The sequence below is a fragment of the Pseudomonas cerasi genome (genome assembly GCF_900074915.1).
GTDB lineage: Bacteria > Pseudomonadota > Gammaproteobacteria > Pseudomonadales > Pseudomonadaceae > Aquipseudomonas > Aquipseudomonas cerasi.
Genome location: NZ_LT222319.1, coordinates 2,318,981 through 2,342,038 on the forward strand (window position 1 = coordinate 2,318,981; position 23,058 = coordinate 2,342,038).

Annotated in this window: 19 protein-coding genes and 1 tRNA gene; 8 read left to right on the top strand and 12 right to left on the bottom strand. The window is 59.2% G+C overall.

From position 1 onward, the window contains the following. Positions 1–48 precede the first annotated feature (48 nt). The 5 genes from PCPL58_RS13110 to tusD are packed head-to-tail and all read right to left on the bottom strand — an operon-like array spanning position 49 to position 2,434. A complete protein-coding gene (locus tag PCPL58_RS13110; protein WP_058417281.1) occupies positions 49–1,050 on the bottom strand; it encodes a glycosyl transferase family protein in 1,002 nt (333 codons plus the stop codon). Then, positions 1,047–1,382, bottom strand: coding sequence for a TusE/DsrC/DsvC family sulfur relay protein (locus PCPL58_RS13115; RefSeq protein ID WP_003317943.1), 336 nt, complete (start codon positions 1,380–1,382; stop codon positions 1,047–1,049). The genes PCPL58_RS13110 and PCPL58_RS13115 overlap by 4 nt, the downstream gene beginning before the upstream one ends. Next, positions 1,379–1,678 carry a sulfurtransferase complex subunit TusB gene (tusB, locus tag PCPL58_RS13120; protein ID WP_065349575.1) on the bottom strand — a complete coding sequence of 100 codons (300 nt, stop codon included), beginning with the start codon at positions 1,676–1,678 and terminating at the stop codon, positions 1,379–1,381. The genes PCPL58_RS13115 and tusB overlap by 4 nt, the downstream gene beginning before the upstream one ends. Further along, positions 1,678–2,040: a sulfurtransferase complex subunit TusC gene (gene tusC, locus PCPL58_RS13125; RefSeq protein ID WP_065349576.1), complete on the bottom strand. Its 363-nt coding sequence runs from the start codon at positions 2,038–2,040 to the stop codon at positions 1,678–1,680. Before tusC ends, tusB begins: the two co-directional genes overlap by 1 nt. A 1-nt stretch (position 2,041) precedes the next feature. Continuing rightward, positions 2,042–2,434 (bottom strand): sulfurtransferase complex subunit TusD, encoded by a 393-nt coding sequence (gene tusD / locus PCPL58_RS13130; protein WP_065351043.1) that lies wholly within the window; start codon positions 2,432–2,434, stop codon positions 2,042–2,044. A 234-nt stretch (positions 2,435–2,668) separates the two neighbouring features. On the opposite strand from tusD, the gene tcuC reads away from it, so the two are divergent. Together tcuC and PCPL58_RS13140 are read left to right on the top strand one after the other, a co-directional pair. After that, positions 2,669–3,970 carry an MFS transporter gene (tcuC, locus tag PCPL58_RS13135; RefSeq protein ID WP_003435999.1) on the top strand — a complete coding sequence of 434 codons (1,302 nt, stop codon included), beginning with the start codon at positions 2,669–2,671 and terminating at the stop codon, positions 3,968–3,970. A 15-nt stretch (positions 3,971–3,985) separates the two neighbouring features. Further along, complete coding sequence (locus PCPL58_RS13140) at positions 3,986–4,765, top strand: substrate-binding domain-containing protein (RefSeq protein ID WP_003371792.1); 780 nt, start codon at positions 3,986–3,988, stop codon at positions 4,763–4,765. Here the strand turns inward: PCPL58_RS13140 and PCPL58_RS13145 are convergent. The 5 genes from PCPL58_RS13145 to PCPL58_RS13170 all read right to left on the bottom strand — a co-directional run bounded on the left by PCPL58_RS13145 (position 4,751) and on the right by PCPL58_RS13170 (position 12,032). Next, positions 4,751–5,659 carry a LysR family transcriptional regulator gene (locus PCPL58_RS13145; RefSeq protein ID WP_065349577.1) on the bottom strand — a complete coding sequence of 303 codons (909 nt, stop codon included), beginning with the start codon at positions 5,657–5,659 and terminating at the stop codon, positions 4,751–4,753. The genes PCPL58_RS13140 and PCPL58_RS13145 overlap by 15 nt on opposite strands. A gap of 74 nt (positions 5,660–5,733) precedes the next feature. After that, positions 5,734–7,914: a DEAD/DEAH box helicase gene (locus PCPL58_RS13150; RefSeq protein ID WP_065349578.1), complete on the bottom strand. Its 2,181-nt coding sequence runs from the start codon at positions 7,912–7,914 to the stop codon at positions 5,734–5,736. Positions 7,915–7,957: 43 nt separating this feature from the next. Then, positions 7,958–9,253 carry an ATP-binding protein gene (locus tag PCPL58_RS13155; protein WP_065349579.1) on the bottom strand — a complete coding sequence of 432 codons (1,296 nt, stop codon included), beginning with the start codon at positions 9,251–9,253 and terminating at the stop codon, positions 7,958–7,960. Then, positions 9,250–11,793, bottom strand: coding sequence for a tellurite resistance TerB family protein (locus tag PCPL58_RS13160; RefSeq protein WP_083188379.1), 2,544 nt, complete (start codon positions 11,791–11,793; stop codon positions 9,250–9,252). Before PCPL58_RS13160 ends, PCPL58_RS13155 begins: the two co-directional genes overlap by 4 nt. Before the next feature lie 151 nt (positions 11,794–11,944). Next, a tRNA-Ser gene (locus tag PCPL58_RS13170) sits at positions 11,945–12,032 on the bottom strand. A gap of 121 nt (positions 12,033–12,153) precedes the next feature. Between PCPL58_RS13170 and PCPL58_RS13175 the strand changes: the two genes are divergently transcribed. From PCPL58_RS13175 to PCPL58_RS13200, 6 genes are all read left to right on the top strand, one after another. Next, positions 12,154–12,825, top strand: coding sequence for a Bax inhibitor-1/YccA family protein (locus tag PCPL58_RS13175; RefSeq protein WP_003317937.1), 672 nt, complete (start codon positions 12,154–12,156; stop codon positions 12,823–12,825). 479 nt (positions 12,826–13,304) lie between these two features. Beyond that, positions 13,305–14,735 carry a serralysin family metalloprotease gene (locus PCPL58_RS13180; protein ID WP_065349581.1) on the top strand — a complete coding sequence of 477 codons (1,431 nt, stop codon included), beginning with the start codon at positions 13,305–13,307 and terminating at the stop codon, positions 14,733–14,735. A gap of 58 nt (positions 14,736–14,793) precedes the next feature. Beyond that, positions 14,794–15,177, top strand: coding sequence for a protease inhibitor Inh/omp19 family protein (locus PCPL58_RS13185; protein WP_104685603.1), 384 nt, complete (start codon positions 14,794–14,796; stop codon positions 15,175–15,177). Between the two features lie 89 nt (positions 15,178–15,266). Further along, positions 15,267–17,063 carry a type I secretion system permease/ATPase gene (locus PCPL58_RS13190; protein WP_065349582.1) on the top strand — a complete coding sequence of 599 codons (1,797 nt, stop codon included), beginning with the start codon at positions 15,267–15,269 and terminating at the stop codon, positions 17,061–17,063. Continuing rightward, positions 17,060–18,397 (top strand): HlyD family type I secretion periplasmic adaptor subunit, encoded by a 1,338-nt coding sequence (locus PCPL58_RS13195; RefSeq protein ID WP_065349583.1) that lies wholly within the window; start codon positions 17,060–17,062, stop codon positions 18,395–18,397. Before PCPL58_RS13190 ends, PCPL58_RS13195 begins: the two co-directional genes overlap by 4 nt. 1 nt (position 18,398) lies before the next feature. Further along, positions 18,399–19,748 carry a TolC family outer membrane protein gene (locus tag PCPL58_RS13200; protein WP_044308810.1) on the top strand — a complete coding sequence of 450 codons (1,350 nt, stop codon included), beginning with the start codon at positions 18,399–18,401 and terminating at the stop codon, positions 19,746–19,748. Here PCPL58_RS13200 and solA read toward each other — a convergent pair whose 3' ends face one another. Beyond that, a complete protein-coding gene (gene solA / locus PCPL58_RS13205) occupies positions 19,749–20,924 on the bottom strand; it encodes an N-methyl-L-tryptophan oxidase (protein ID WP_065349584.1) in 1,176 nt (391 codons plus the stop codon). Between the two features lie 430 nt (positions 20,925–21,354). Beyond that, complete coding sequence (locus PCPL58_RS13210) at positions 21,355–22,938, bottom strand: aldehyde dehydrogenase (NADP(+)) (protein ID WP_003371818.1); 1,584 nt, start codon at positions 22,936–22,938, stop codon at positions 21,355–21,357. Between the last annotated feature and the right edge of the window lie 120 nt (positions 22,939–23,058).

Genomic DNA, 23,058 nt, shown 5'->3' on the forward strand with positions numbered 1-23,058 from the left:
CATCGGTTCGACTGGATTATGGCCTTTCATTGCCGAAAGGCCGACGGGTCATAGATTCGTGTCGCGGCGATCCCAGAACACCTGCGCTTTGGCGAAGGCTTCGTCACGATCAGCGCCCAGGCCGCGCAAGGCGAGCGCCATGGTCGATATCAATGCCAATTGCGGGTAACTGTCTTCGATCTCTCCTCGCCACAAGGCCAGCAGTTGCTGCGGGTCGAGCGTCGCCGGTTTTACGTGGCGGCGCGGTGAGAGCGCTGGCCATTCTTCATCCCACGGCTGACCGCCGGTGGTGCCGTACAGGTGGCTGATGGTGTCAGGGTTGATCTCGATTTCGCCGCCATCACCTTTGACCACGATGGCGTTGTCACCGAGCAGGCTGCTGGCATCGCGATGTACGCTTTGATAGCCCGGGTGAAAAATGCTTTGCAGGCCGCAGCGCGCCTGCAGCGGATTAAGAATGCGTGCCAGCGAATGAATGGGCGAGCGTAGCCCCAGCGTGTTGCGCAGATCGATCATGCGTTGCAACTGCGGTGCCCAGTCGGCGAGCGGAATGAACGCCAGATGTTCTTGCTCAAGCGAGGTCTTGACCGCTGACCAGTTGCGGCACAGCGGGATCTTCAATAGGTCCAGCAACTGCTCGGTGTACAGGCGCCCTGCGGTATGCGCGCCGCCGCCGTGCAGGAGGATCCTGACGCCGTTTTGCGCCAGGCATTTGGCTGCCAGCAGATACCAGGGCAGATGACGTTTTTTCCCGGCGTAGGTCGGCCAGTCGATGTCGACCTGCATGGCGGGAGCGTTGAGACGTTCACGCACCGCTTCGGTAAACCCCGCCAGTTCCTCGGGACTTTCTTCCTTGTGGCGCAGCAGCATCAGAAAAGCCCCGAGCTGGGTGTCCTCGACTTTTTCATCGAGCAGCATGCCCATGGCTTCCCGTGCTTCCTCGCGAGTCAGGTTGCGCGCGCCACGTTTGCCTTTGCCCAGAATGCGAACGAAGGTCGCAAAAGGATGTTCTTCAGGTGTTTCAGTGACAAGCGCAGCGTAATCATTCATATGCAATTGGTCGGTTTTGGCAGGCCCGCCAGCTTGGCGGCGAGTTTGGCGGGAGTGCCGTTGAACAGGCGGTTGAGGTGCATGCTGTTGCCTTTTTCCGCACCCAGCTTCAGCGCGGTGTATTTGATCAGCGGCCGCGTTGCGGGCGAAAGCTGGAACTCGGCGTAAAAGCCGCGCAGCAGTTCGAGGATTTCAAGGTGCTCGGCACTTAGCTCGATACCTTCCTCGGCGGACAAGGCGTGAGCGACGTCCAGCGACCAGTCGCTGAGGTCTTGCAGAAAACCATCCTTGTCCAGTTCGATGCTGCGCCCGTCAATGTTCAACTGTTTCATAACCAGGTATTGACCTTGTCGAAGCGAAGAGACAGTTCCACGAACGCCGGATAATCGAGGCTGTTGACTCCGGCGGGGAGGGGCAGATTGCGTGCGCTGAGATCTTCGTCGAGGGCGAACAGTTGCGATGAGTCGACCAACGACTGAAGGGCTTTGAGTTGCGTGCTGGACGGCATCAGCGCATAGGTGGCATCGCCACAGAGCAGTACGCCATCCTGATTGCCCAGCAAGCGCAGGCAACTGTCCAGCCGGGTGTCGGCAAACGGCGAGTGAGAGAGAACGTGCAAAGTAGCCATCAGATCGTGATCACCTCGTCGTACCGGTCAAAAAGCGCTGACAATTCCGCGCGCGTGGTCAGTTGGCTCATCTCTTCGCTCAATACGCCAGGAGAGATGCCGCGCTCGGCCAGGCTCTGTCCGCAGACGTAAAGGTCTTCGACACCGAACATCGGCAGGGCCTTCAGGTTTGCGGTCAGGTCTTTCTGTTGCAGGGCGTTGGGCGACTGCTGTGGCGACAACTGAAAAACCCCGTCGTCCAGAAACAGCAGGCCTACCGACAGATCGAATGCCCCGCCCGCCAGTACGATATCCAGTGCTTCGCGGGCACCTGGACCGGACCACGGCGACTGACGGCTGACAACCAATAGTGATCTGGGCATCTCATGGCCCTCCGAAGCAGATCAGGCGATCAGCCGATTGCATGGCATCGTGCAACTGGCCCAGCCCGGACAATTCCCATGGCTCGCGCAGGTTTGCCGCCGGCCGCTGATAACGCTCGGCCTCTTGCGTGTCGAGCACACCGCGGCGCAACGCGGCGGCAATGCACACCACGCCGTCCAGCTTGTGCTCGACGATGAAGTCACGCCACTGCCGTGCCATATCCTGCTCGTCCTGCGGCGTTACGACGTTGGCCGACGCGCTGTGTACGCCGTCTTGGTAAAAGAACAACCGGACAATTTCATGCCCGCCTGCCAGCACCGCCCTGGCGAACTGCAAGGCTCGCCGAGAGGACGGCGCGTGGGCGGCGGAAAAAAGGGAGATGGCGAATTTCATGATCGGCTCTGCCAACAAAACATGCGCAATGATAAAGAATTCAAGGGCTGGCGTGTGAGTTTGGCGCGTGTTGACCTGCAAGCGCTGGGCCGGGATGCAACGGTTTACGCCTGGATTGATGTCCATTAGGCATCAATCGATGAAAACATAGCACTTATCGTTTCAAAGTGTGTCCGGCAGACTCCTTCCTCACAAGCGCTTACAACACTCTAATAAGATCGCTGGAGAACACTGATGCACGGCTCATCCTCATTACGAAAAGAATCCTCCCGGTCGAAGGCAGGCGCGGTATTTCGGGTTACCTCCGGTAATTTCCTCGAGCAATTCGACTTCTTCCTGTTCGGCTTCTACGCCACCCAGATCGCCTCCGCCTTTTTTCCGGCCAGCAGTGAGTTTGCTTCGCTGATGATGACCTTCGCGGTCTTTGGTGCGGGCTTCCTGATGCGTCCGTTGGGTGCCGTTATTCTGGGCGCTTACATCGATGACGTCGGTCGGCGCAAAGGCTTGATTGTGACGCTGTCGATCATGGCCAGTGGCACGTTGCTGATCGTTCTGGTGCCCGGTTACGCAAGCATCGGCCTGTGGGCGCCTGCACTGGTATTGGTCGGCCGCTTGCTGCAAGGCTTCTCTGCCGGTGCCGAGTTGGGTGGCGTGTCAGTGTATCTGGCGGAGATGGCGACACCCGGCCGCAAGGGCTTCTATACCAGCTGGCAGTCAGGTAGCCAGCAGGTGGCAATCGTTGTTGCCGCTGCACTGGGTTACGGCTTGAACCAATGGATGGCACCTGCTGCTGTCGCTGACTGGGGCTGGAGAATTCCGTTCGCCATCGGCTGCCTGATCATCCCGTTCATTTTTCTGCTGCGCCGCAGCCTGCAGGAAACCGAAGAGTTCGCCACACGCGCTCACCGGCCGACCATGCGGCAGGTGTTCGCGACGCTGCTGCAAAACTGGCGCGTGGTGATTGCCGGAATGCTGATGGTGGCGATGACCACTACCACGTTTTACCTGATCACCATCTATGCACCGACATTCGGCAAAACCGTACTCAATCTGAGTACCTCCGATGCGCTGCTGGTGACGTTGCTGGTCGGTGTCTCCAATTTTATCTGGCTGCCGGTCGGCGGCATGTTGAGCGACCGTTTCGGGCGCAAGCCACTGTTGGTCGCGATGACGCTGCTGACCATCATCAGTGCTTACCCGGCGCTGTCTTTCCTCGCCCTGGCGCCCAGCTTCGCTCATATGCTGGAAGTGCTGTTGTGGTTCTCGTTCCTCTACGGGTTGTATAACGGCGCGATGATTCCAGCGTTGACGGAAATCATGCCGGTAGAGGTGCGTGTTGCCGGTTTTTCTCTGGCCTACAGCCTGGCGACGGCGGTTTTCGGTGGTTTCACTCCGGCGATCTCGACCTGGTTGATCCACCTCACCGGCGACAAGGCTGCACCTGCTTACTGGATGACGTTCGCTGCAGCCTGTGCGCTGGGTGCCACACTGGTGCTCTACCGGCACATCTCGACCCGCCCGCAACTGGCTGTTTAATCAAGGAAAATCACTATGAAATCGTTATACAAAACTCAATTGGCCGCGCTTTTTCTCGGCTGTATCGCGGTCAGTGCGGCGGCGCAGGCTGAACAGCTCAAGGTCATGACCTCCGGCGGCTTTACGGCTGCCTACAAACTGCTCGGACCGCAATACGCGGCGTCTTCCGGGGACTCGCTGGACACCATTCTCGGCCCATCGATGGGCAAGGCGCCCGAGGCCATCCCGAATCGTCTGGCCCGTGGCGAGCACGCCGATGTGGTGATCATGGTCGGCTATGCGCTGGATGATCTGATCAAGCAAGGCAAGGTAGACCCGGCATCGCGGGTCGAGCTGGCTGACTCGCGTATCGGAATGGTGGTGAAGGAGGGTGCGGCCAAGCCTGCGATTGGCACCGACAGTGAGCTCAAGGCGACCTTGCTCAAGGCCAAGTCGGTGGCTTACTCCGACAGCGCCAGTGGCGTGTACATCGAAAAAGAGCTTTTCAAAAAGCTCGGTATCGAGAAGGAACTCGCGCCGAAGGGCAAGATGATCGAGCGCATCCCGGTTGCTTCGGTGGTTGCCAAGGGCGACTACGAAGTGGGCTTTCAACAGGTTGCTGAGCTGCTGCCGATTCCCGGCGTGACGTTCGTGGCGAAGATCCCGGAAGACGTTCAGTCGGTTACCCGTTATGCCGCGGGCATCCCGGTCAATGCCGAGCACCCGAAGGAGGCGAAGGCCTTGCTGGATTACCTGGCCTCCCCGAAAGTCCAGGCCACGGTGCAGTCTACCGGGCTGGATTCAGTTCCCCGCTGAGCGTGACGGCATTTTCCTGACCAGCTGTTCCAGCTCGAGGGCTGCCGGTGTCAAGGTCCTGCCACGACGCTTGAGCAGCCCCACATTGCGCATCACCTCGGGCGCAACCAATGGCACGCTCACCAGAAACGGGTGAGCGGTCATCGGCATGGCAATCGACGGCACCGCAGCCGCGCCAAGCCCGGCCTCCACCAGGCCGATCATGGTCGTGACATGGCGGGTTTCGCAGATGCTTTCCTTATGCGGGCGCGACGGGGCCAGCGCCTGATCCAGCACCAGACGATTACCTGAAGTGATGTCCAGGGCGATGTAATCGTGACGGTACATCTCCTCCCAACTGACGCTTTCGCACATTGCCAGCGGGTGATCCCGTCTGCAGGCCATCACGTAGCGTTCCTGCAGCAGCAGTTCGAAATCCACTTCCGGCGCCAGATTGCCGCTGAAACTCACCCCGAAATCGGCTTCGCCCAGGGCAACCGCACTGTTGACCTCATTGGCGCTGGCGTCCATGACCCGAATTCTGATTTTCGGAAACAGCTGGTGGAAGGCGCTGATCACCTGAGGCATGAAGTAATAGGCGGCTGAAGGCACGCAGGCAATCGTCACGCTGCCCATACGCGTGGAGCCGACGCCGTCGATGGTCATCAATGCGCTGTCCAGATCGTCCAGAATGCGCTCGACCTGAGGCAGAAATGCGCGGCCAACCGTGGTCAGGCTGACCCTGCGGGTGGTCCGCTCGAACAGCTTCACATTCAGCGCAGATTCGAGCTTTTCTATCCGCCGACTGAGCGCAGGCTGGGTGATCTGTACGGTTTCAGCGGCCTTGCGGAAGCTGCCATTCTCGACCACGGCACGAAATGCCTGGAGGTCGTTGAGGTCGAAATTGATGGGCATTTGAAGGTCGATCTATTAATACGGGATGCGCATCAATATATCAGACGGCGCGCGCCGAGCCGCCAGGCCTGCCGTCAGGTCGTCAATGTCTTCGCAAGCGCAATCGCGTTGGGTATATCCAGCTGGCTGGAGGCAAATGATTTGATCAACAGCGATTTTGGCAGGGCCCAGTCCCACTTCTCCCGGATCAGATTCTTCACATCTTTCAGCAGGGGCTCCACATCGGTCGCATCCAGCTCTGCAATTCTGGCCAGTGCTGCCAGCACGCTTTCCTGAGAAGCGCTGATTTCCAGTACCAACCCCGACGCTGTGCACATGACCCCAGCCTGGTTGAGCAGCAGGCACAGCGCATCATTGGTGTAGTCGCCTGCCCAGGTCAGCAGGTAGCTGCTTGAGGTCGAACCCGTCAGGCGCTGGTCAGCCAGCCCCAGCCGGTGAAAGGTCTGGCGCGCTTCCGCCAGCAGGGCCTGTGCATTGGCATCGAGGAACGGGCAGGGGGTGACTTCCGTGAGTACCGCGCGCATTTCTTCACGCACCCGGTCATGGATTTTGGCGCCCAGCCCGTCGAATACCGGAGGTTCGCCGCCACGGGCGCGTTTGACCGCAATGACTTTCTTTTCCAGGTCTACATCCATGACCTGCCAGCGTTTACCTGCGAAGATGATGCGTTGCCCCAAGATCAGCGGGCGACTGACAGGAATGGAACCTAGCGGCCTGCCATCGCGAAGCAGCCTGAATTCCTCGTCGCTGCTGAACGCGCTGTAGAACTCATAATGGTTGACCAGCTTTTCACCGATCTCGCCAGGTAATAGCAGGCCAGAGCTGTCCTGGACGATCAGTTTATTTTCACCCAGCGCCTTGAGAAGGGCCATGAAGTCGGTTTTATCAACGGCTGCAAATGTTCCGCTCGCTATCAGCTCATTCCACAGCTGCGAGGCATGTGCACCACCTTGCTGTGCAATCGTCGACAGGCATTGCTGAACCAGCGTTGAGGCGTGTAGGCCGTTGGCTCTCGGAGGTTCGAACCACTTCTCGATCAATAATCGAATCATGGCGATCGTCTGCACCAGGTTTTGCCGGAGCTGATCCGAGAGGTCCGAATCAGGTGTCAGGGTGTCTTCCTGGCAATAGGCGCGAAGTGTGGCAGGCTCACCTGCGCGACGCCCGGAGCGACCCAGTCGCTGGCGCAGGCTGGCCACTGATGGCGGAGGGCCGATCTGCGCAACTGCTTTGATGTTGCCGATATCGATGCCAAGTTCGAGGGTCGTGGTGCAGACGGCCGAGGCGGGCGGACTCCCCGCTTTCAGTGCTCGCTCCGTATCTTCACGCAGGTCTCGGGACAAGCTTCCGTGGTGAGGCAGGAACTCATTCGGCAAACCGTCGTTTTCGCACAAGTGCCGCAGCCGGTCGGCGTACCATTCAACCTTGTCGCGGCTGTTGGGAAAGATCAGATTGTTACTGCCACGCAACACCTTGTACATATGCGCGGCTATGGCGTGCCTGGTCCCGGAGACATCTTCTTCCTGCTCTTCTTCCTGATCGTTGCCATCGTCTTTTGTCACGACCGTCTGCAGGTTTGCTGTCAGTTTCTTCATCGGCAACATGGTGTAACCGCGTACCTGAACCTGAAGGTCCTGGCCCGAGGCTCGAGAAATGATTTCGTCCATGCGTCGGCCTTGCCCCGGACGCAGGAACTCGCGGGCGAGTGCCATCTCGCCCAGGGTCGCAGACAGGCCTACGCGGGGCAGTTTTTTGCCGACAACCGTTTCTACGCGGTGCATCAGCGACTGCAATTGTTTGCCGCGCTCGCTGCCGATGAACGCGTGTAATTCGTCGATGACGATATAGCGAAGGGGCTGAAAGAGCCCCGCAAGCGCCGAGCCCCGGTTCACGAACAGGGCTTCCAGCGATTCTGGGGTTATGAGCAGGATCCCTCTGGGCGATTTCAGAAAGCGGTGCTTCCTGCTTGCCGAAACGTCCCCGTGCCAGCCGACCACCGGGATTTCCAGGCGCTCGCAAAGACGTGTCAGCCTGTCCCACTGATCATTGATCAAGGCCTTGAGCGGGCTGATATAGAGCACAGCGCCTGGTGCATCGGTGTTGTTGAGCAAATGGGTCAGAATGGGCAGAAACGCCGCCTCGGTTTTGCCCGCTGCAGTGGAGGCCGCAATGATGACGTCGCGATCCGCGTCGATCAGCGCAGGTATGGCCCATTCCTGAGCATCCCTTAACGATGTCCAGCCTTGCGACCACACCCATTGTTGTACATCGGGGTGAAGCCGTTCGAACGCGGATGAGTCAGAGCTTGAAGCTTGTGAGTTCATCATCGGCCTCTACAGTAAAATCGCTTTTGCCGCCGTCATCCCTGGCAATGTCAATGGCGCCCAAAAGGTTTCTCCAGTCGGCCTCAGGGTTTTGCTCAAGAACCGCCAGCAGGTTGATGAACGCAGTGATGGTGGTGCGTGGCGTTCGAAAGTAAGCCTCGCCCAGACGCTGACCGCAGTGCTCGATGAAGGCCGGGATGGCCTCTTCCGGAAGCAGGTAGTGTTGCGCATCGCCGTAGGCATAGACATTACGCAGGTTCAACAGGAGGACATAGAAGTCCTCCGGCGTCAGGCTGGTCAGCCGAATGACAGGGCCGGAAAGGTCGACGTAGCCGGCCTTGGCAAAGGTGTTTTCTGCCAGGCGCGACTGTAAAGCCGGGTAGCTGTAGAGGCCGCGGCGAGTGTCCATCAGGAATTCCGGCGTGCCGCCCAGAACGAAGCCCAGTCCGTCAGTCGACCCTTGCAGTGAGTCATTGAGGATGCGCAGGATTTGTTCGTAGTTCGCATTGCGAGCCTGCGTGTTGGCAAGCTTGTAGAGGTTGACCAGTTCGTCCAGGCACACCATAAGCCCGCCGAAGCCTGCCAGACGCACAAATCGGGAAAGCAGTTTGAGCTGATCGTACACGGACGCGTCGTCAACGATGCTTCTGACCCCCAAGGCCGCTCGTGCATCCGTCCTGGTGGTGAACTCCCCCCGAAGCCAGCGTATTGCATCGGCTTTGAGCTGTTCGTTGCCTTCGTTAAAGCCACGGCAGTAAGCGGCTATGACTTCGGCAAAGTCATAGCCGTTGACCATTTCGGTAAGCTCGGCGAGGTTCTGGCGTATGACGGTCTCGCTGTCTACGCCTTTGCTGCTCGCGTGTGTTCTGGCCTGGGAAATAAACTTTTCGACGATGCCCTGAAGCGCGCCGCCGTCCGGCTTGGTGCGTGTAGACATGTTCTTGGCAAGCTCGGCGTACAGGGAGCGCGCCTGACCGCCTGAGGCGTGCAGGCGTCGATCGGGGTTCAGATCAGCATGCATCGTCACCAGCTTGCGTTCCATCGCAATGCCTCTGACCAGATTGAGGAAAAAAGTCTTGCCCGCGCCATACTCGCCGACCACGATACGAAAGGCAGAACCGCCTTCGGCCAGCCGATCGACATCCTTGATAAGGGCTGCCAGCTCACCCGCCCGTCCGACCTGGATCAAGTGTTGCCCGACACGAGGAACGACACCTGCGCGCAGTGATTGAATGACCGCATCGCGATCCTTGGCTCGTATCTTGTTCATAGGGCAAGCTCGCTTAAAATATCCGGGTTGATTTCGATAGGGTCATCACCCTCGGAAACCGGCATGTCGAACAATTCGAATGCCATATCGTTGATTTGCTCCAGCGCACCGTCGAGCATCAATGCCATACCTGCCGTCGCGACTTCCAGCTCTCGTCGACTCCATTGGTTGCGTGATACCAGCAGACGCAGAAACGCAGAGTGCCCCGCATCGAGTCCATGGAGATGGGCGCCAGTGTCTGGGGTGTCTTGTGAAGCATCGTCTTCGGCTATCTGCGTGTCGTCCTGCTGCTCGTCTTCCTGGTCGTTGCGAAAAACATCAGCCAGCAGCGCCGACACCTCTGCCGTTTCGCGTCGCAACTGGGCAACCCTGCCCATGTCCAGCACGATTCCAGAGCCTGGCTTCTTGTCGGGGCCTGTTGCTGTAGTGGCTGACAGCGCTGTCGAGACTTGTCCTGTCTGTAAACCGGTCGCAGCACCATGGAGGTTGCTGTAAAGGGCGTGTTGATCGAGTTGAAGTGCCCTGTAGATCCGCTCAAGCAACCTGACTTTCTCAGGCGTAACCGCTCCGTCAGCGTGGGCAAGGTGAGTCAGGCAACCGACGATGGCCTGCTTTTCTTCCTGATTCAGCGAACCCAGCTTTTTCTTCAGGCTTGCCAGGTTGGGCGGCTGCTGCAGCTGCATCAACAGATACGCCTTGAGACGTGTTCGATGCGCGACACGCAGATGCCCCCATGAGTCGATATGCTGTTCAAGCAGTGCAACTGCATGCTGGCTCGGGCCGCCATCAACCGTTGTCACGCTGCTGGCAAGATCCAGAGTGACGACAGCCGCGTTATAGTCCACCGTCACCCGCGACATGCCTGGATCGGGCTCGGTCGCGAACAGAACGATGCTGTCCTCAGGTTTGGGCGCACGATTGCCCGCCAGTACATCCGGTTCCATTCCTAGGTGCATGTCTTCAAGCACTTTTATCAGCGCGATGATCTGGTTGCGTGCCTGGGCACCGTCAGACTTGAAACGCATGGCCAGTTGATCAAGCGTCATCAACTTCGTGGCAGGCCCGACCTCCGATTGAAGCTGTCGCAGTTCATGTCTGGCGTATTCGGGCCATAGCGACACCGGCAGCAATAGCAGTGCCTCCAATGACTCATGCTTATCGAGATCATCGGCATTGCGGCCTATGTACCGACTGAATGGAGCAAGCACTGAAGCACAGCCCTGCACGAGTACCTGGATTTTCTTGCGGGTGGCGGACGTAATGCTGACGTCTGGCAGATCGCCCACCGGTATTTCCGGTACATCGAGGTAAGCAGACGATGGACGATAGGCGACCCATAGTCGGGTCTTGTTCCTCAGCAGCTTCAAGCCATCGGGAAACTGCTCTTCATATTCGGCTCTGAACAGGCGCTGAAACAGATCTGCGCATCTGCCAACAGGTTTGCCACGCGAGATATTCGGATCCGTCAGCGCCCAGGATAAGGCCCAGGATGCGTTCAACGGGTATTTGTCGATGGCCATCTGGCCCAGCGCCACTCGCAGCACGATGGGCATTTCATAGCGGTCGGCCGACTCCATTGGTGGCTCGCGCAAATATATCTGCCCTGAAATGACAGGCATGTTCAGGTATTCGAGAAGCCGCGAAGCCTGGTTGTAAAACGAAAAATCCCGATGATAAACAGTCCGCAAACGCTCGATTTCCTCTTTTATCGCGGGAATCTCTTTTCGCGCATCGGGATCAGAAAGGCTGTCGATCAGTAAACGCCGTTCAAGGCCGTGGAAAAACATGAACAGGTAACCACTGCTTGCCTCAGGATCACACCGTCCCCCCGCCAGCCACTGCAGATAGCCCCTGCGCGCGGCAGGTTCAAGATCCTTGTAGGTCGACCAATAGTAGGCCGCACCCGCAACGGGAGGCGTGTCGGAACCGGCCACCGGCAAGGCTGCGTCTATGAAAGAAGGTTCGGATAGTCTGAATTCGGGGTTTTGCGTTCCTGTGTAGATCATGCCGCCGGGCAATATGATATCGGCCACGGTGAGCGGCTCCCCTGGACGCAGCCATCTGGCTTTCGCCGGGCGATCAGGTGCCTTGGGGATGCTGAACGAGTTGGCGCCGGGTGAGTCCTGCCGGATGGTAAAGAACTCGGATTCACGCTCTGGATGGCGCATCTGCGGGGCGAAGGGCGAGGGTGCCTGTTCCGACGGCGTGTCCGCCTGCGGTTGCGTACCACCAACCAGGTTGGGAGACGACCTGCTGAAGCGCGCATAGCGCCCTATGGCCAGGTCGGCGTGGTGCCCATCGCAAACCGTGGTATGAATAGGGTCGGTTGAAGGCTGAGTGCCGCCCGCGAGATTGTCTGACGCTCTACTGAAGCGGGCATATCGGCCGATCGCGAGGCGTTCGAGCTCTTCATCGATACGGTGTATTCCCAGGGTGGCTGGCGCTGAATCGTGACCATCAGCCTTGATAGCGTGCCGAATCTCATCCGCATGGGGTTGCGTGCCTCCAACAGGATGGACAAGCGTTCGGCTGGGGGCCATTGGGGTCTTCCATGGTTCATCGGCTGGCAAACTGGCAGTATCCACATTTTGTCAGCGTGGGCCAAGTATGGGCTGATGAGCTTGCGGAGGCATTGGCCAAACCCCAGAAACGACAAAGCCCTGAATAATCAGGGCTTTGCGCTGCCAAATATGGCGGAGGCATAGAGATTCGAACTCTAGGACCTGTTACAGTCGGCAGTTTTCAAGACTGCTGCCTTAAACCACTCGGCCATACCTCCACTTCGTTGCGGGCGCCATAATACCGGAATGAAACAAGCTGTCAAACTCTGTGACTAGCCAGTTGCAGCGCCTCTGTTATGATCTTTGCAACTCAACATTTCAACAGCAAGGAGTTTCGCCATGCGCGAACAGGATTACAGCCTTAAAACCGGCATGCAGGCCGACCAGCTCGAGGTTAGTCGTGTCCTGCGCAATACTTACGGTCTTCTCGCCCTGACACTGGCTTTCAGTGGTGTCATGGCATTCGTCGCTCAGCAGATGCGCGTCGGCTACCCGAACATTTTTGTGGTGCTGATCGGCTTCTACGGTCTGTTCTTCCTGACCAACAAGCTGCGTGATTCGGTCTGGGGCCTGGTGTCGACCTTCGCCCTGACAGGTTTCATGGGCTTCCTGCTGGGCCCGATCCTCAACCGTTATCTGGGCATGGCCGGTGGTGCTGAAGTGGTCAGCTCCGCCTTTGCGATGACGGCTCTGGTATTCGGCGGCCTGTCAGCCTACGTACTGATTACCCGCAAGGACATGAGTTTCCTGGGCGGTTTCATCACCGCAGGTTTCTTCGTTCTGCTGGGTGCGGTAGTGGCCGGCATGTTCTTCCAGATCAGCGGTCTGCAGCTGGCTATCAGCGCGGGCTTCGTACTGTTCTCGTCGGTGTGCATTCTGTTCCAGACCAGCGCGATCATTCAGGGTGGTGAGCGTAACTACATCATGGCGACGGTCAGCCTGTATGTATCGATCTACAACCTGTTCATCAGCCTGCTGCAGATCTTCGGCATCATGAGCCGCGACGACTGATCAACAAGGCCTGACTACTCAGGCCGCTCTGCTTGAAAAAAGCCCCGACTCGTCGGGGCTTTTTGCGTTTCTGAGGTAAGCAAAAGTGTCAGCCTTGGCCAATGATAATGTTGGCGAAAGTGCCGCTCCCTGCGATTGGCTGGCGAGGGTAACTACCCCATGGCATTCGTGCTCGGTCTGCACCGTAAAATCCTGACCTATCAGTCATATTTATCAACCTTGTTACAGTCTGCTCAGGCGTTTATCGGCTATCTCGTCATCACAAAAAATAATATCAGGCGATTCCCCAATGGCTGTAGGTGCTTGCCCATTTGGGGCCACTTGACATCATCGAACAGCGCTGGACACAAGATTTCAAGATGTGTCAGTTTTGTTACGCAACGCGATTTTACGCTTCGCAAAGCGAGTGACTGGACTCTCTCGCTACAGGGGAGAGTCCTGTCGTACCTAACCTGTCACACAGCAAACAAGGAAGTGTCATGACGAAAGTCAAAGAAAATGCTGCAATCCAACTTTCCGCTGCTACCAGCACCTCTTTCGACCAGATCAATGCGTTCGCGCACCAGTATGACCGTGGCGGCAACCTCACGATCAATGGCAAGCCCTCGTATTCGGTCGATCAGGCCGCTGATTATATTCTTCGCGACAACGCCGCCTGGACGGATCGCGATGGCAACGGCACCATCAACCTCACTTACACGTTCCTGACGGCCAAGCCTGCCGGGTTCGACAATTCGCTGGGGACTTTCAGTGCGTTCAACGCGCAGCAGAAAGCACAGGCGGTATTGTCGATGCAATCCTGGGCAGACGTCGCCAAGGTCAGCTTTACCCAGGCGGCTTCCGGCGGCGACGGGCATATGACCTTCGGTAACTACAGCAACGGCAGCGCGGGCGGGGCAGCCTTTGCCTACCTGCCCAGCGGCAACAGCCGCACTGACGGCCAGTCCTGGTACCTTGTCGATAACAGCTACAAGGTCAACACCACCCCGGACAATGGCAACTACGGCCGTCAGACCCTCACTCATGAAATCGGCCATACCCTGGGCCTGTCTCACCCGGGTGACTACAACGCGGGCGAGGGCAATCCGAGCTACAAGGACGCCACTTACGCAGAAGACACCCGTGGCTACAGCGTCATGAGTTACTGGAGTGAGTCCAACACTGACCAGAACTTCGTCAAGGGCGGCGCTCCGTCGTACTCTTCGGCACCGTTGCTGGATGACATCACTGCCGTTCAGCAGCTCTATGGCGCGAACATGAGCACCCGTGCCGGTGATACGGTCTATGGATTCAACTCCACTGCCGGGCGCGATTTCTACAGCGCCACGTCCGCCTCTTCCAAGGTGGTGTTCTCGGTGTGGGATGGCGGGGGCAAGGATACCCTCGACTTCTCCGGCTTCACCCAGAACCAGAAGATCAACCTCAATGCCGCGTCGTTTTCGGATGTCGGTGGCATGGTGGGCAACGTTTCGATCGCCAAGGGTGTGGTGGTTGAAAACGCGGTGGGCGGTTCGGGCAATGACCTGTTGATCGGCAATGCTGCCGCCAACGACCTCAAGGGTGGTGCCGGCAACGACATCATCTACGGTGGTGGCGGCGCCGACAGCCTGACCGGTGGTGCGGGTGCCGACATCTTCGTGTTTGGCGCCAGCTCCGACTCCAACCGTGCGGGCCAGGATACGATTCGTGATTTCGTCAGCGGTCAGGACAAGATCGACGTATCGGCCATCTCCACGCTGAGCGCGCTGCAGTTCGTCAACGCATTCAGCGGCCACGCTGGCGAGGCGCTCCTCAACTATAACCAGAGCAGCAATCTGGGCAGTCTGGCGATCGACTTCACCGGACAGGGCATCGGCGATTTCCTGGTCGGTACCGTAGGTCAGGCAGTCGCTGCTGACATCATCGTTTAACCGGTAAAAATCATGGGCGAGTCTATCGGCCCGCCCATGATCTGGAACGTTCGTCCTTATGAAGCTCAACCGTTTTTTTCAATTCGCTCCAGCCGCTCTTGCGCTGCTGGTGAGCCTTTCTGGAGCATGCATGGCCATGAGTCTGAAACTGCCAAGCCCCGCTGAACTCAGCGGCAGGTGGCACCTTTTTATTCATTCGCAAACCGATCGAGCCTGCGAATTGCAGCTGAATCCCGAGGCGCCCCAACTGGGCGGCGATACCGCCTGCGCCACCAAATGGCTGAACGAAGCACCAGTCGGTTGGTTCCCGACGCCTGACGGTCTCGCCTTGACCGACAAAGAGGGCAATCGACTGATTCATTTCAACCATATGGGAGAGCAGCGCTATGAGGCGAGCCTGCCGAGCGGTCAGGTTCTGAGTCTGGAGCGCGTAGCCGAATAAAGGGCGCCGTCCGTGCACCGAAAAAATGTCCGAAATGAATATCCCCAAGGATGTCGCCCGGCCGCCCACGCGGCTTTCAAGGAAGAACCATGAGTATGTCCTCCCAAGGCAACCCTGCGCCGTTGTACAAAGCACTGGCGGATTACAAGAGCGCCCTGATCGGGGTTGGTTGCTTCACTGCCCTGATTAACATATTGATGCTCGCCCCATCGATTTACATGCTGCAAGTCTATGACCGCGTACTGACGTCGCAGAACCAGACCACCCTGGCCATGCTGACGCTGATGGTAGTCGGGTTCTTTGCGTTTATCGGCTTGCTGGAGATGATCCGCAGCTTTGTGGTGATCCGCATCGGCAGCGAGCTGGAAAAGCGTTTCAATCTGCGCGTCTATCAGGCCGCGTTCGAGAGCAATCTGCACGCCGGGCAGCGTCAGGCCGGACAGGCGCTGGGTGACCTGACCTTCATCCGCCAGTTTCTCACCGGGCCGGCGTTGTTCGCGTTCTTCGACGCCCCTTGGTTCCCCATCTACCTGGCGGTGATCTTCCTTTTCGACCCCTGGCTTGGCGTGCTCGCCAGCGTGGGCACGGTGTTGCTGGTCGGACTGGCCTGCCTCAACGAATGGCTGACCCGCAAACCGCTGGCCGAAGCCAGCGGTTACTCGCAGCAGTCCGCACAATTGGCGACCCGACACCTGCAACAGGCCGAGGCGATCCAGGCGATGGGCATGCTCGAAGTGTTGCGGCGCCGTTGGTTCCATGTGCATGGGCGCTTTCTGGCCCTGCAAAACCGGGCCAGTGACACTGGCGCGGTGATCAGTTCGATCAGCAAGGCCCTGCGTCTGTGTCTGCAGTCGCTGGTGCTGGGCCTGGGCGCATTGCTGGTGATAAACGGAGACATGACCGCCGGCATGATGATCGCCGGTTCGATCCTAATGGGGCGGGTCCTCAGCCCCATCGATCAATTGATCGCCGTCTGGAAACAATGGAGTTCTGCACGCCTGGCTTACGGGCGCCTCGACCAGTTGCTCAAGACCTACGCCGAGCCCGCGCCGCGCATGCCACTGCCGGCACCGCGCGGTCAGATCAGCGCGGAACAGGTCAGTGCTGCGCCTCCAGGCAGAACGTCGCCAACCATTCAGCAAGTGAGCTTCCAGTTGCAGGCCGGTGAAGTGCTCGGCGTGCTGGGCGCATCCGGCTCCGGCAAATCGACCCTGGCACGCGTGTTGGTCGGTGTCTGGCCAGTGCTGGGCGGAACGGTACGTCTTGATGGTGCTGACATGCATCGCTGGGACCGAGAGGCGCTGGGCCCCTATATCGGTTATCTGCCGCAGGACATCGAGCTGTTCGGCGGCAGCGTGGCAGAAAACATCGCGCGTTTTCGCGAGGGTGATGCGAGCGCTGTGGTTGCTGCCGCGCAACTGGCGGGCGTACACGAATTGATTCTGCGCCTGCCGCAGGGCTATGACACGCGGCTGGGCGATGATGGCGCTGGCTTGTCCGGAGGTCAGAAACAGCGCGTCGCGCTGGCCCGCGCGTTGTATGGCGATCCACGACTGGTGGTGCTCGATGAGCCCAATTCCAATCTGGATGCCGCGGGTGAAGCGGCGCTGACTCAGGCGATTGCTGAACTCAAGACCCGCGGCTGTACCGTTGTGCTCGTCACCCACCGCACACAGTCTCTGAACCAGACCGATCGTCTGCTGGTGCTGAGCGAAGGTCGCATGCAGGCATTCGGCGCCACGGCTCAGGTGTTGCAGGCCTTGTCCGGGCAGACCTCACCCGCGCAAGCACCGCAAGCACACCCCCAATCGCAATCTCGCCCGGCACCTGCCGGGCTTTCCATGAGCCGTCAGTACGGCACGCAGAACAGGCAGTCCGACGTATGAACAGCCTTATCGACACTCATTACGCCGTGCCGGGCAAGGAGCGCGGCGTGCAGTTCTTCGTTCGCGCGGGCTGGATTCTCATGCTGGCAGGGGCGGGCAGCTTCTTTTTGTGGGCCAGTCTCGCTCCTCTGGATCAGGGTATTGCCGTGCAGGGGACGGTAGTTGTTTCTGGCAAGCGCAAGGCCGTGCAGTCGCTGGATGGCGGTGTGGTCAGCAAAATTCTGGTCAGTGAAGGCCAATTTGTGAAAGAGGGCGAGCCGCTGTTTCGCCTCGATCAGACTCAGGTCGAAGCCGACGTGCAATCGCTGCGAGCCCAGTATCGAATGGCCTGGGCCAGCCTGGCGCGCTGGCAAAGCGAGCGCGACAACCTTGACGAGGTGCGCTTTCCTGCAGAACTGATTGCCGCCGGGCAGGGGCAAGATCCCGATCCACGGCTGGCCCTTGTGCTTGAAGGGCAGCGGCAGTTGTTCAGCAGCCGACGCCAGGCCCTGGCGCGCGAGCAATCCGGCTTGCAGGCGAGTATAGAGGGGGCCGGACTGCAGCTCGCCGGCATGCGCCGTGCCCGCTCGGACCTGCTGGCTCAGGCTGACTCGCTACGCAAGCAACTGAGTAACCTGGAGCCGCTGGCGCAGAACGGGTTCATTCCCGGCAATCGCCTGCTGGAGTTCCAGCGTCAGCTTTCTCAGGTGCAACAGAGCCTGGCGCAAAACGCAGGCGAAACCGGACGTATAGAGCAAGGTATCGTCGAGTCGCGCTTGCGCCTTCAGCAGCAGCGCGAGGAGTACCAGAAAGAGGTGCGCAGCCAATGGGCCGATGCCCAGGTCAAGGCGCTTACCCTTGAGCAGCAACTGGCCTCGGCCGGTTTCAGTCTGCAACACAGCGCAATCCTTGCGCCGGCTGATGGCATCGCTGTCAATCTGGGCGTGCACACCGAAGGTGCTGTGGTGCGTGCCGGTGAAACCCTGCTGGAAATCGTCCCGCAGGGTACACGTCTGGAAGTCGAAGGGCGGCTGCCGGTGCAACTGATCGACAAGGTCGCCAGCCATCTGCCGGTCGACATCCTCTTTACTGCGTTCAATCAAAGCCGCACTCCACGGGTTTCCGGCGAAGTGAGCCTGATTTCCGCCGACCAGATGCAGGATGAAAAAACCGGCCAGCCGTATTACGTGCTGCGCACCTCGGTGGGCGACGCGGCGCTGGAAAAACTCAACGGGCTGGTGATCAAACCCGGTATGCCCGCTGAAATGTTCGTGCGCACGGGTGAACGCTCGCTGCTCAATTATCTGTTCAAACCTTTGCTGGACCGTGCCGGCTCCGCGTTGACGGAGGAATAGGATGTTTCGCCATCCCCTTAAAGCCGCTTTGCTGACGGCCATCCTGCTGGGCATTGCACCTTTGAGCCAGGCCATGGGCCCGTTTCAGGTCTATGAACTGGCGCTTCGCAATGACCCGACTTACCTGGGCGCGCTCAAGGAGCGCGATGCGGGCCTGGAAAACCGGGTGATCGGTCGTGCCGGCTTGTTGCCTCGCGTGTCATACAGCTACAACAAGGGGCGCAACGATTCCAAGGCGACCCTCAAAGGCAGCGCTCAAGACACCACTGACCATCGCCACTACAACAGTTTTGGTTCGAGCCTGACGGTTCAGCAGCCATTGATCGATTACGAGGCGTACGCCAATTACCGCAAGGGGCTGGCCCAGGCGCTGTTTGCCGACGAGACCTTTCGCAGCAAGAGCCAGGAATTACTGGTGCGGGTGTTGACCCTCTACACCCAGGCACTCTTCGCCCAGGACCAGATCAATATCGCGCGTGCCAAGCAGCAGGCGTTCGAACGCCAGTTCGTGCAGAACCGACAGATGTTCGAGCAGGGAGAGGGCACGCGCACCGATATTCTCGAAGCCGAATCGCGCAACGAACTGGCGATTGCCGAGCAGATCGAAGCCAGCGATGAGCAGGACGCGGCCTTGCGCGAGCTTGCCGCGTTGCTGGGCGAGCCGAGTATCGATGTTACGCAACTGGAGCCGTTGAGGGACAGCTTTCAGGCGTTGGTCCTGGCGCCGTCCAGCTTTACCGAGTGGCATGCGCTGGCGATGGCCAACAGCCCGATTCTGGCTTCGCAGCGTCAGTCCCTGGAAGTGGCGCGATACGAGGTGGAGCGCAATCGCGCGGGGCATCTGCCGACGGTGAATGCTTACGCAAGTATCCGTCAGAATGAATCGGACAGCGGCAACACCTACAATCAGCGTTACGACACCAACACGATAGGCATCGAGCTCAGTCTTCCGCTGTACGCCGGAGGTGGCACCAGTGCCTCGGTACGCCAGGCCAACAGCAAGCGCGAGCAGGCTGAATACGAGCTGGAGGGCAAGACCCGCGAAACCCTGATCGAGCTGCGTCGCCAGTTCAACGCCTGTGCGTCAGGGGTGGGCAAGTTACGCGCCTACCAGAAGGCGCTGATCTCGGCGCAGGCACTGGTCGAGTCGACCCGCCAGAGCATTCTGGGTGGCGAGCGCATCAGCCTGGATGCCCTCAACGCCGAGCAGCAGCTCTACAGTACCCGTCGCGATCTGGCAAAAGCCCGTTACGACTATTTGATGGCCTGGATCAAACTGCATTACTACGCGGGCACCTTGCGCGACACCGATCTGGCGCGCATCGACGAGGCGTTCGTGGTGGCGCGCTGATCAAGCCTGCCTGGCGAAGCGTTGTAATGAAAAGGCCGAGAGATCCATATCGCTCTCGCCATCAATACAGCGCTGCGCCAGCGCCAATCCGAGCCCGGCCGAATGCTTGAAGCCGTGGCCGGAACAGGCCGAGACCACCGTCACATTTTTCAGGTGCGGATGTTCATCGATGATGAAGTGGCAGTCCGGCGTGACCGTGTAAGCGCACACCGAAGACTTGACCACCTTTGGCGTCAGTCCCGCTATCCTGCCCTGCACCTGGGTGCGGAACATTTCCTGTTCTTCCCGCGCGGAAATGGTGCGGTCGAGCTGGTCCGCCGCTGACGTCTCGCTGTATTGCTCGGTGGCGACCTTCATGCTGTTTTCACCGGGCAGCGGCGGGAAGCCGTAATTGACATCGGCGTCGCCCGGCCCGTGACTCAGGATGAAGCTTGGCGACCGCGCAGCAAAGGCAGCCTCGTGCTGCAACTCGAACCAGAACAGCTTTTGCCGGCACACCCGCAGCAGGTCGCTGAACGGTGCGCCGAGCAGCCCGGATGACCACATGCCCGCGCTGACCACGACCTTGTCGGCGATGATCGAGCCCTTGTCGGTGGTGATTCGTACCTGATCGCCATGCGGCTGTAAGTGCGTGACCGTTTCATGGGTCAGCAAACGCGCGCCATGTTGCCTTGCCAGCTTGAGCTGTACGGCGATGCAGCGCTCGGGCCGAACGAATCCGCCTTCGGGTTCGAAATAGCCGATAGCGCTGTCCAGTACAGGAGCGAACTGAGGGAAGCGCTCGCGAATCGCTGCGGCCGCCAGTACCTCGTGCTTCACCCCATAAGTACGGGCCAGCGCGATGGTCTGATGGGTGAAGTCGTTGACGTCCTCGGGATCGTAGGCCGAGCTTGAGGTCATCACCAGCACACCGCACTGCTCGAACAGCGATTCGCCGCTCAATGCTTCAAGTTCGCGCCAGATGCGCTGCGAGCTGCGTACCAAGGGCAGGTATTGCGGACCTTCACCGGCCGACAGCCGCGTGATGCGTGTATCGCCGTGACTGGAGCCTTGTGTGTGCGGAGGGTCGTAGCGGTCGATGCCAATCACATCGACTCCGGCCTTTGCCAGCTGATAGGCAGTGGCTGCACCCATGGCACCCAGGCCGAGTACGGCCACTTTACAACGCTGTTGCATAGGGGAGCCTCGATAAATTGGTCTATCTCACTATGGACAGCCTGCCGAATCAACCGCCAAACGTGCATAAGGTTATGTCAGGCGACCTCGTGGGCCATTACAGATGCCATCACACCGGGATTGCAGGCACCCGTCAAAAATTTACGCTTGCACTGCTCAGGGTTTTTAAGGTCCGAAATCGATGAAAAGTTGTCCACGGAAATCGTGGGTATGTCTGTGGGTAACTTTTTGAAACCCTTGTTACACGTGGCTTACAGCTGTGTGGTTATTTTATGAACAGCCCATGTTTTGCACTTCTATGGTGCTGTCGTCCGGGTACAAAACCGGTCCGCTGTAAGCGAATTCGGGCACAAAAAAGAAATATTTTCCAAAAAAAAAGCGCGACCCTGATCAGGTCGCGCTGCTTTGCTGCGGGTTCAACCGGCGGCTATCAAGCGACAGGCTGATCGCTCCATTCGCCATTGACCAGACGACGCAGGCCCAGCGGGTTGGCGTTCTGCAACGCGGGTGGCAACTGGCTGTCCGCCAGGTTCTGATAGCAGACCGGGCGCAGGAAACGGTCGATGGCGAGGGTGCCCACCGAAGTACCGCGCGCGTCCGAAGTCGCCGGATACGGACCGCCGTGAACCATGGCTTCACAGACCTCGACACCGGTCGGGTAGCCGTTGAACAGAATGCGGCCGACTTTCTCTTCGAGAATCGGTTGCAGCCAGCTGTACTGGCTCAAGTCCGCAGGCTCGCCGATCACGGTCGCAGTCAGCTGACCACGCAAAGCTTGCAGCGCGTCTTTTAACTGCGCATCGTCAGCGACTTCGATCAGCAGCGTGGTCGGCCCGAAGACTTCCTCTTGCAATAACTGATCGCCGTCCAGCAGCAGGCTGACGTCAGCCTTGAACAACTGCGCCTGAGCCTGCTTGCCTTCCTGAGGCTTGCCGGCCAGATGTGTCACGCCAGGATGCGCCAGAAGATGTTCCACACCCTTGCTATAGCTGCGCAGGCCACCCGCGTTGAGCATGGTCTGCGGAGCCTGACTGCCCATCTGTTCGGTCAGTTGCTCGATGAATGTCGAGAACGCCGGAGAACGCAGGCCGATGACCACGCCGGGGTTGGTGCAGAACTGGCCGGCACCCATGACCACCGAGCCGGCAAGCTCCTTGGCCACGGTTTCACCACGTGCCTGCAAGGCGCCTGGCAGCAGCACGACCGGGTTGATACTGGACATTTCGGCAAACACCGGAATGGGTTGTGGACGCTCGGCAGCCATTTTGCACAGCGCGTTGCCACCGTTCAGCGAGCCGGTGAAACCGACCGCCTGGATGGCCGGGTGCTTGACCAGACCTTCGCCAACGCCGTTGCCGAAGATCATGTTGAACACGCCTTTCGGCATCTGCGTACGCTCGGCAGCGCGAATGATGGCGCTGGCCACCAGATCGGCAGTCGCCATGTGACCGCTGTGCGCCTTGAACACCACCGGGCAACCGGCGGCCAGTGCCGCTGCGGTATCACCGCCCGCAGTGGAAAACGCCAGCGGGAAGTTGCTCGCCCCGAACACGGCAACCGGGCCCACGCCGATGCGGTACTGGCGCAGGTCGACGCGTGGCAGCGGCTTGCGATCCGGCAGCGCCAGGTCGATACGGGCACCGACGAAATCACCGCGACGCAGAACCTTGGAAAACAGACGCATCTGGCCACTGGTGCGACCGCGCTCACCCTGAATGCGCGCCTGGGGCAGGGCGGTTTCCTGGCAGACGATGGCGACGAAGTCATCGCCCAGGCCGTCAAGCTCATCAGCAATGGCGTCGAGGAAGTCGGCGCGACGGGCCGGGCTCAGTTGACGATATTCTGGGAACGCAGCCTTGGCAGCCAGTGCCGCGGCGTCGATTTCGCCGTCGGTGGCCTGATGAAAGCTGTAAGGCAGCTCTTCACCGGTGGTGGCATCCAGGCTTTTTTGCAGGCTCTGGCCCAAAGCGCTGCGGCCGCCAGCGATGAAGTTCTGGCCGAGAATGTTAGGCATCGGTATCTCCTGTTGTTTTGAGGTTGGAGGTCGGCAGGGAAGGTATCCGGACCGGCGCTCCTTATGGGTTGCCGAGTTGCTTTACAGATTGTCAGTGATGGGGCGTCTAAAAGCAGGCCA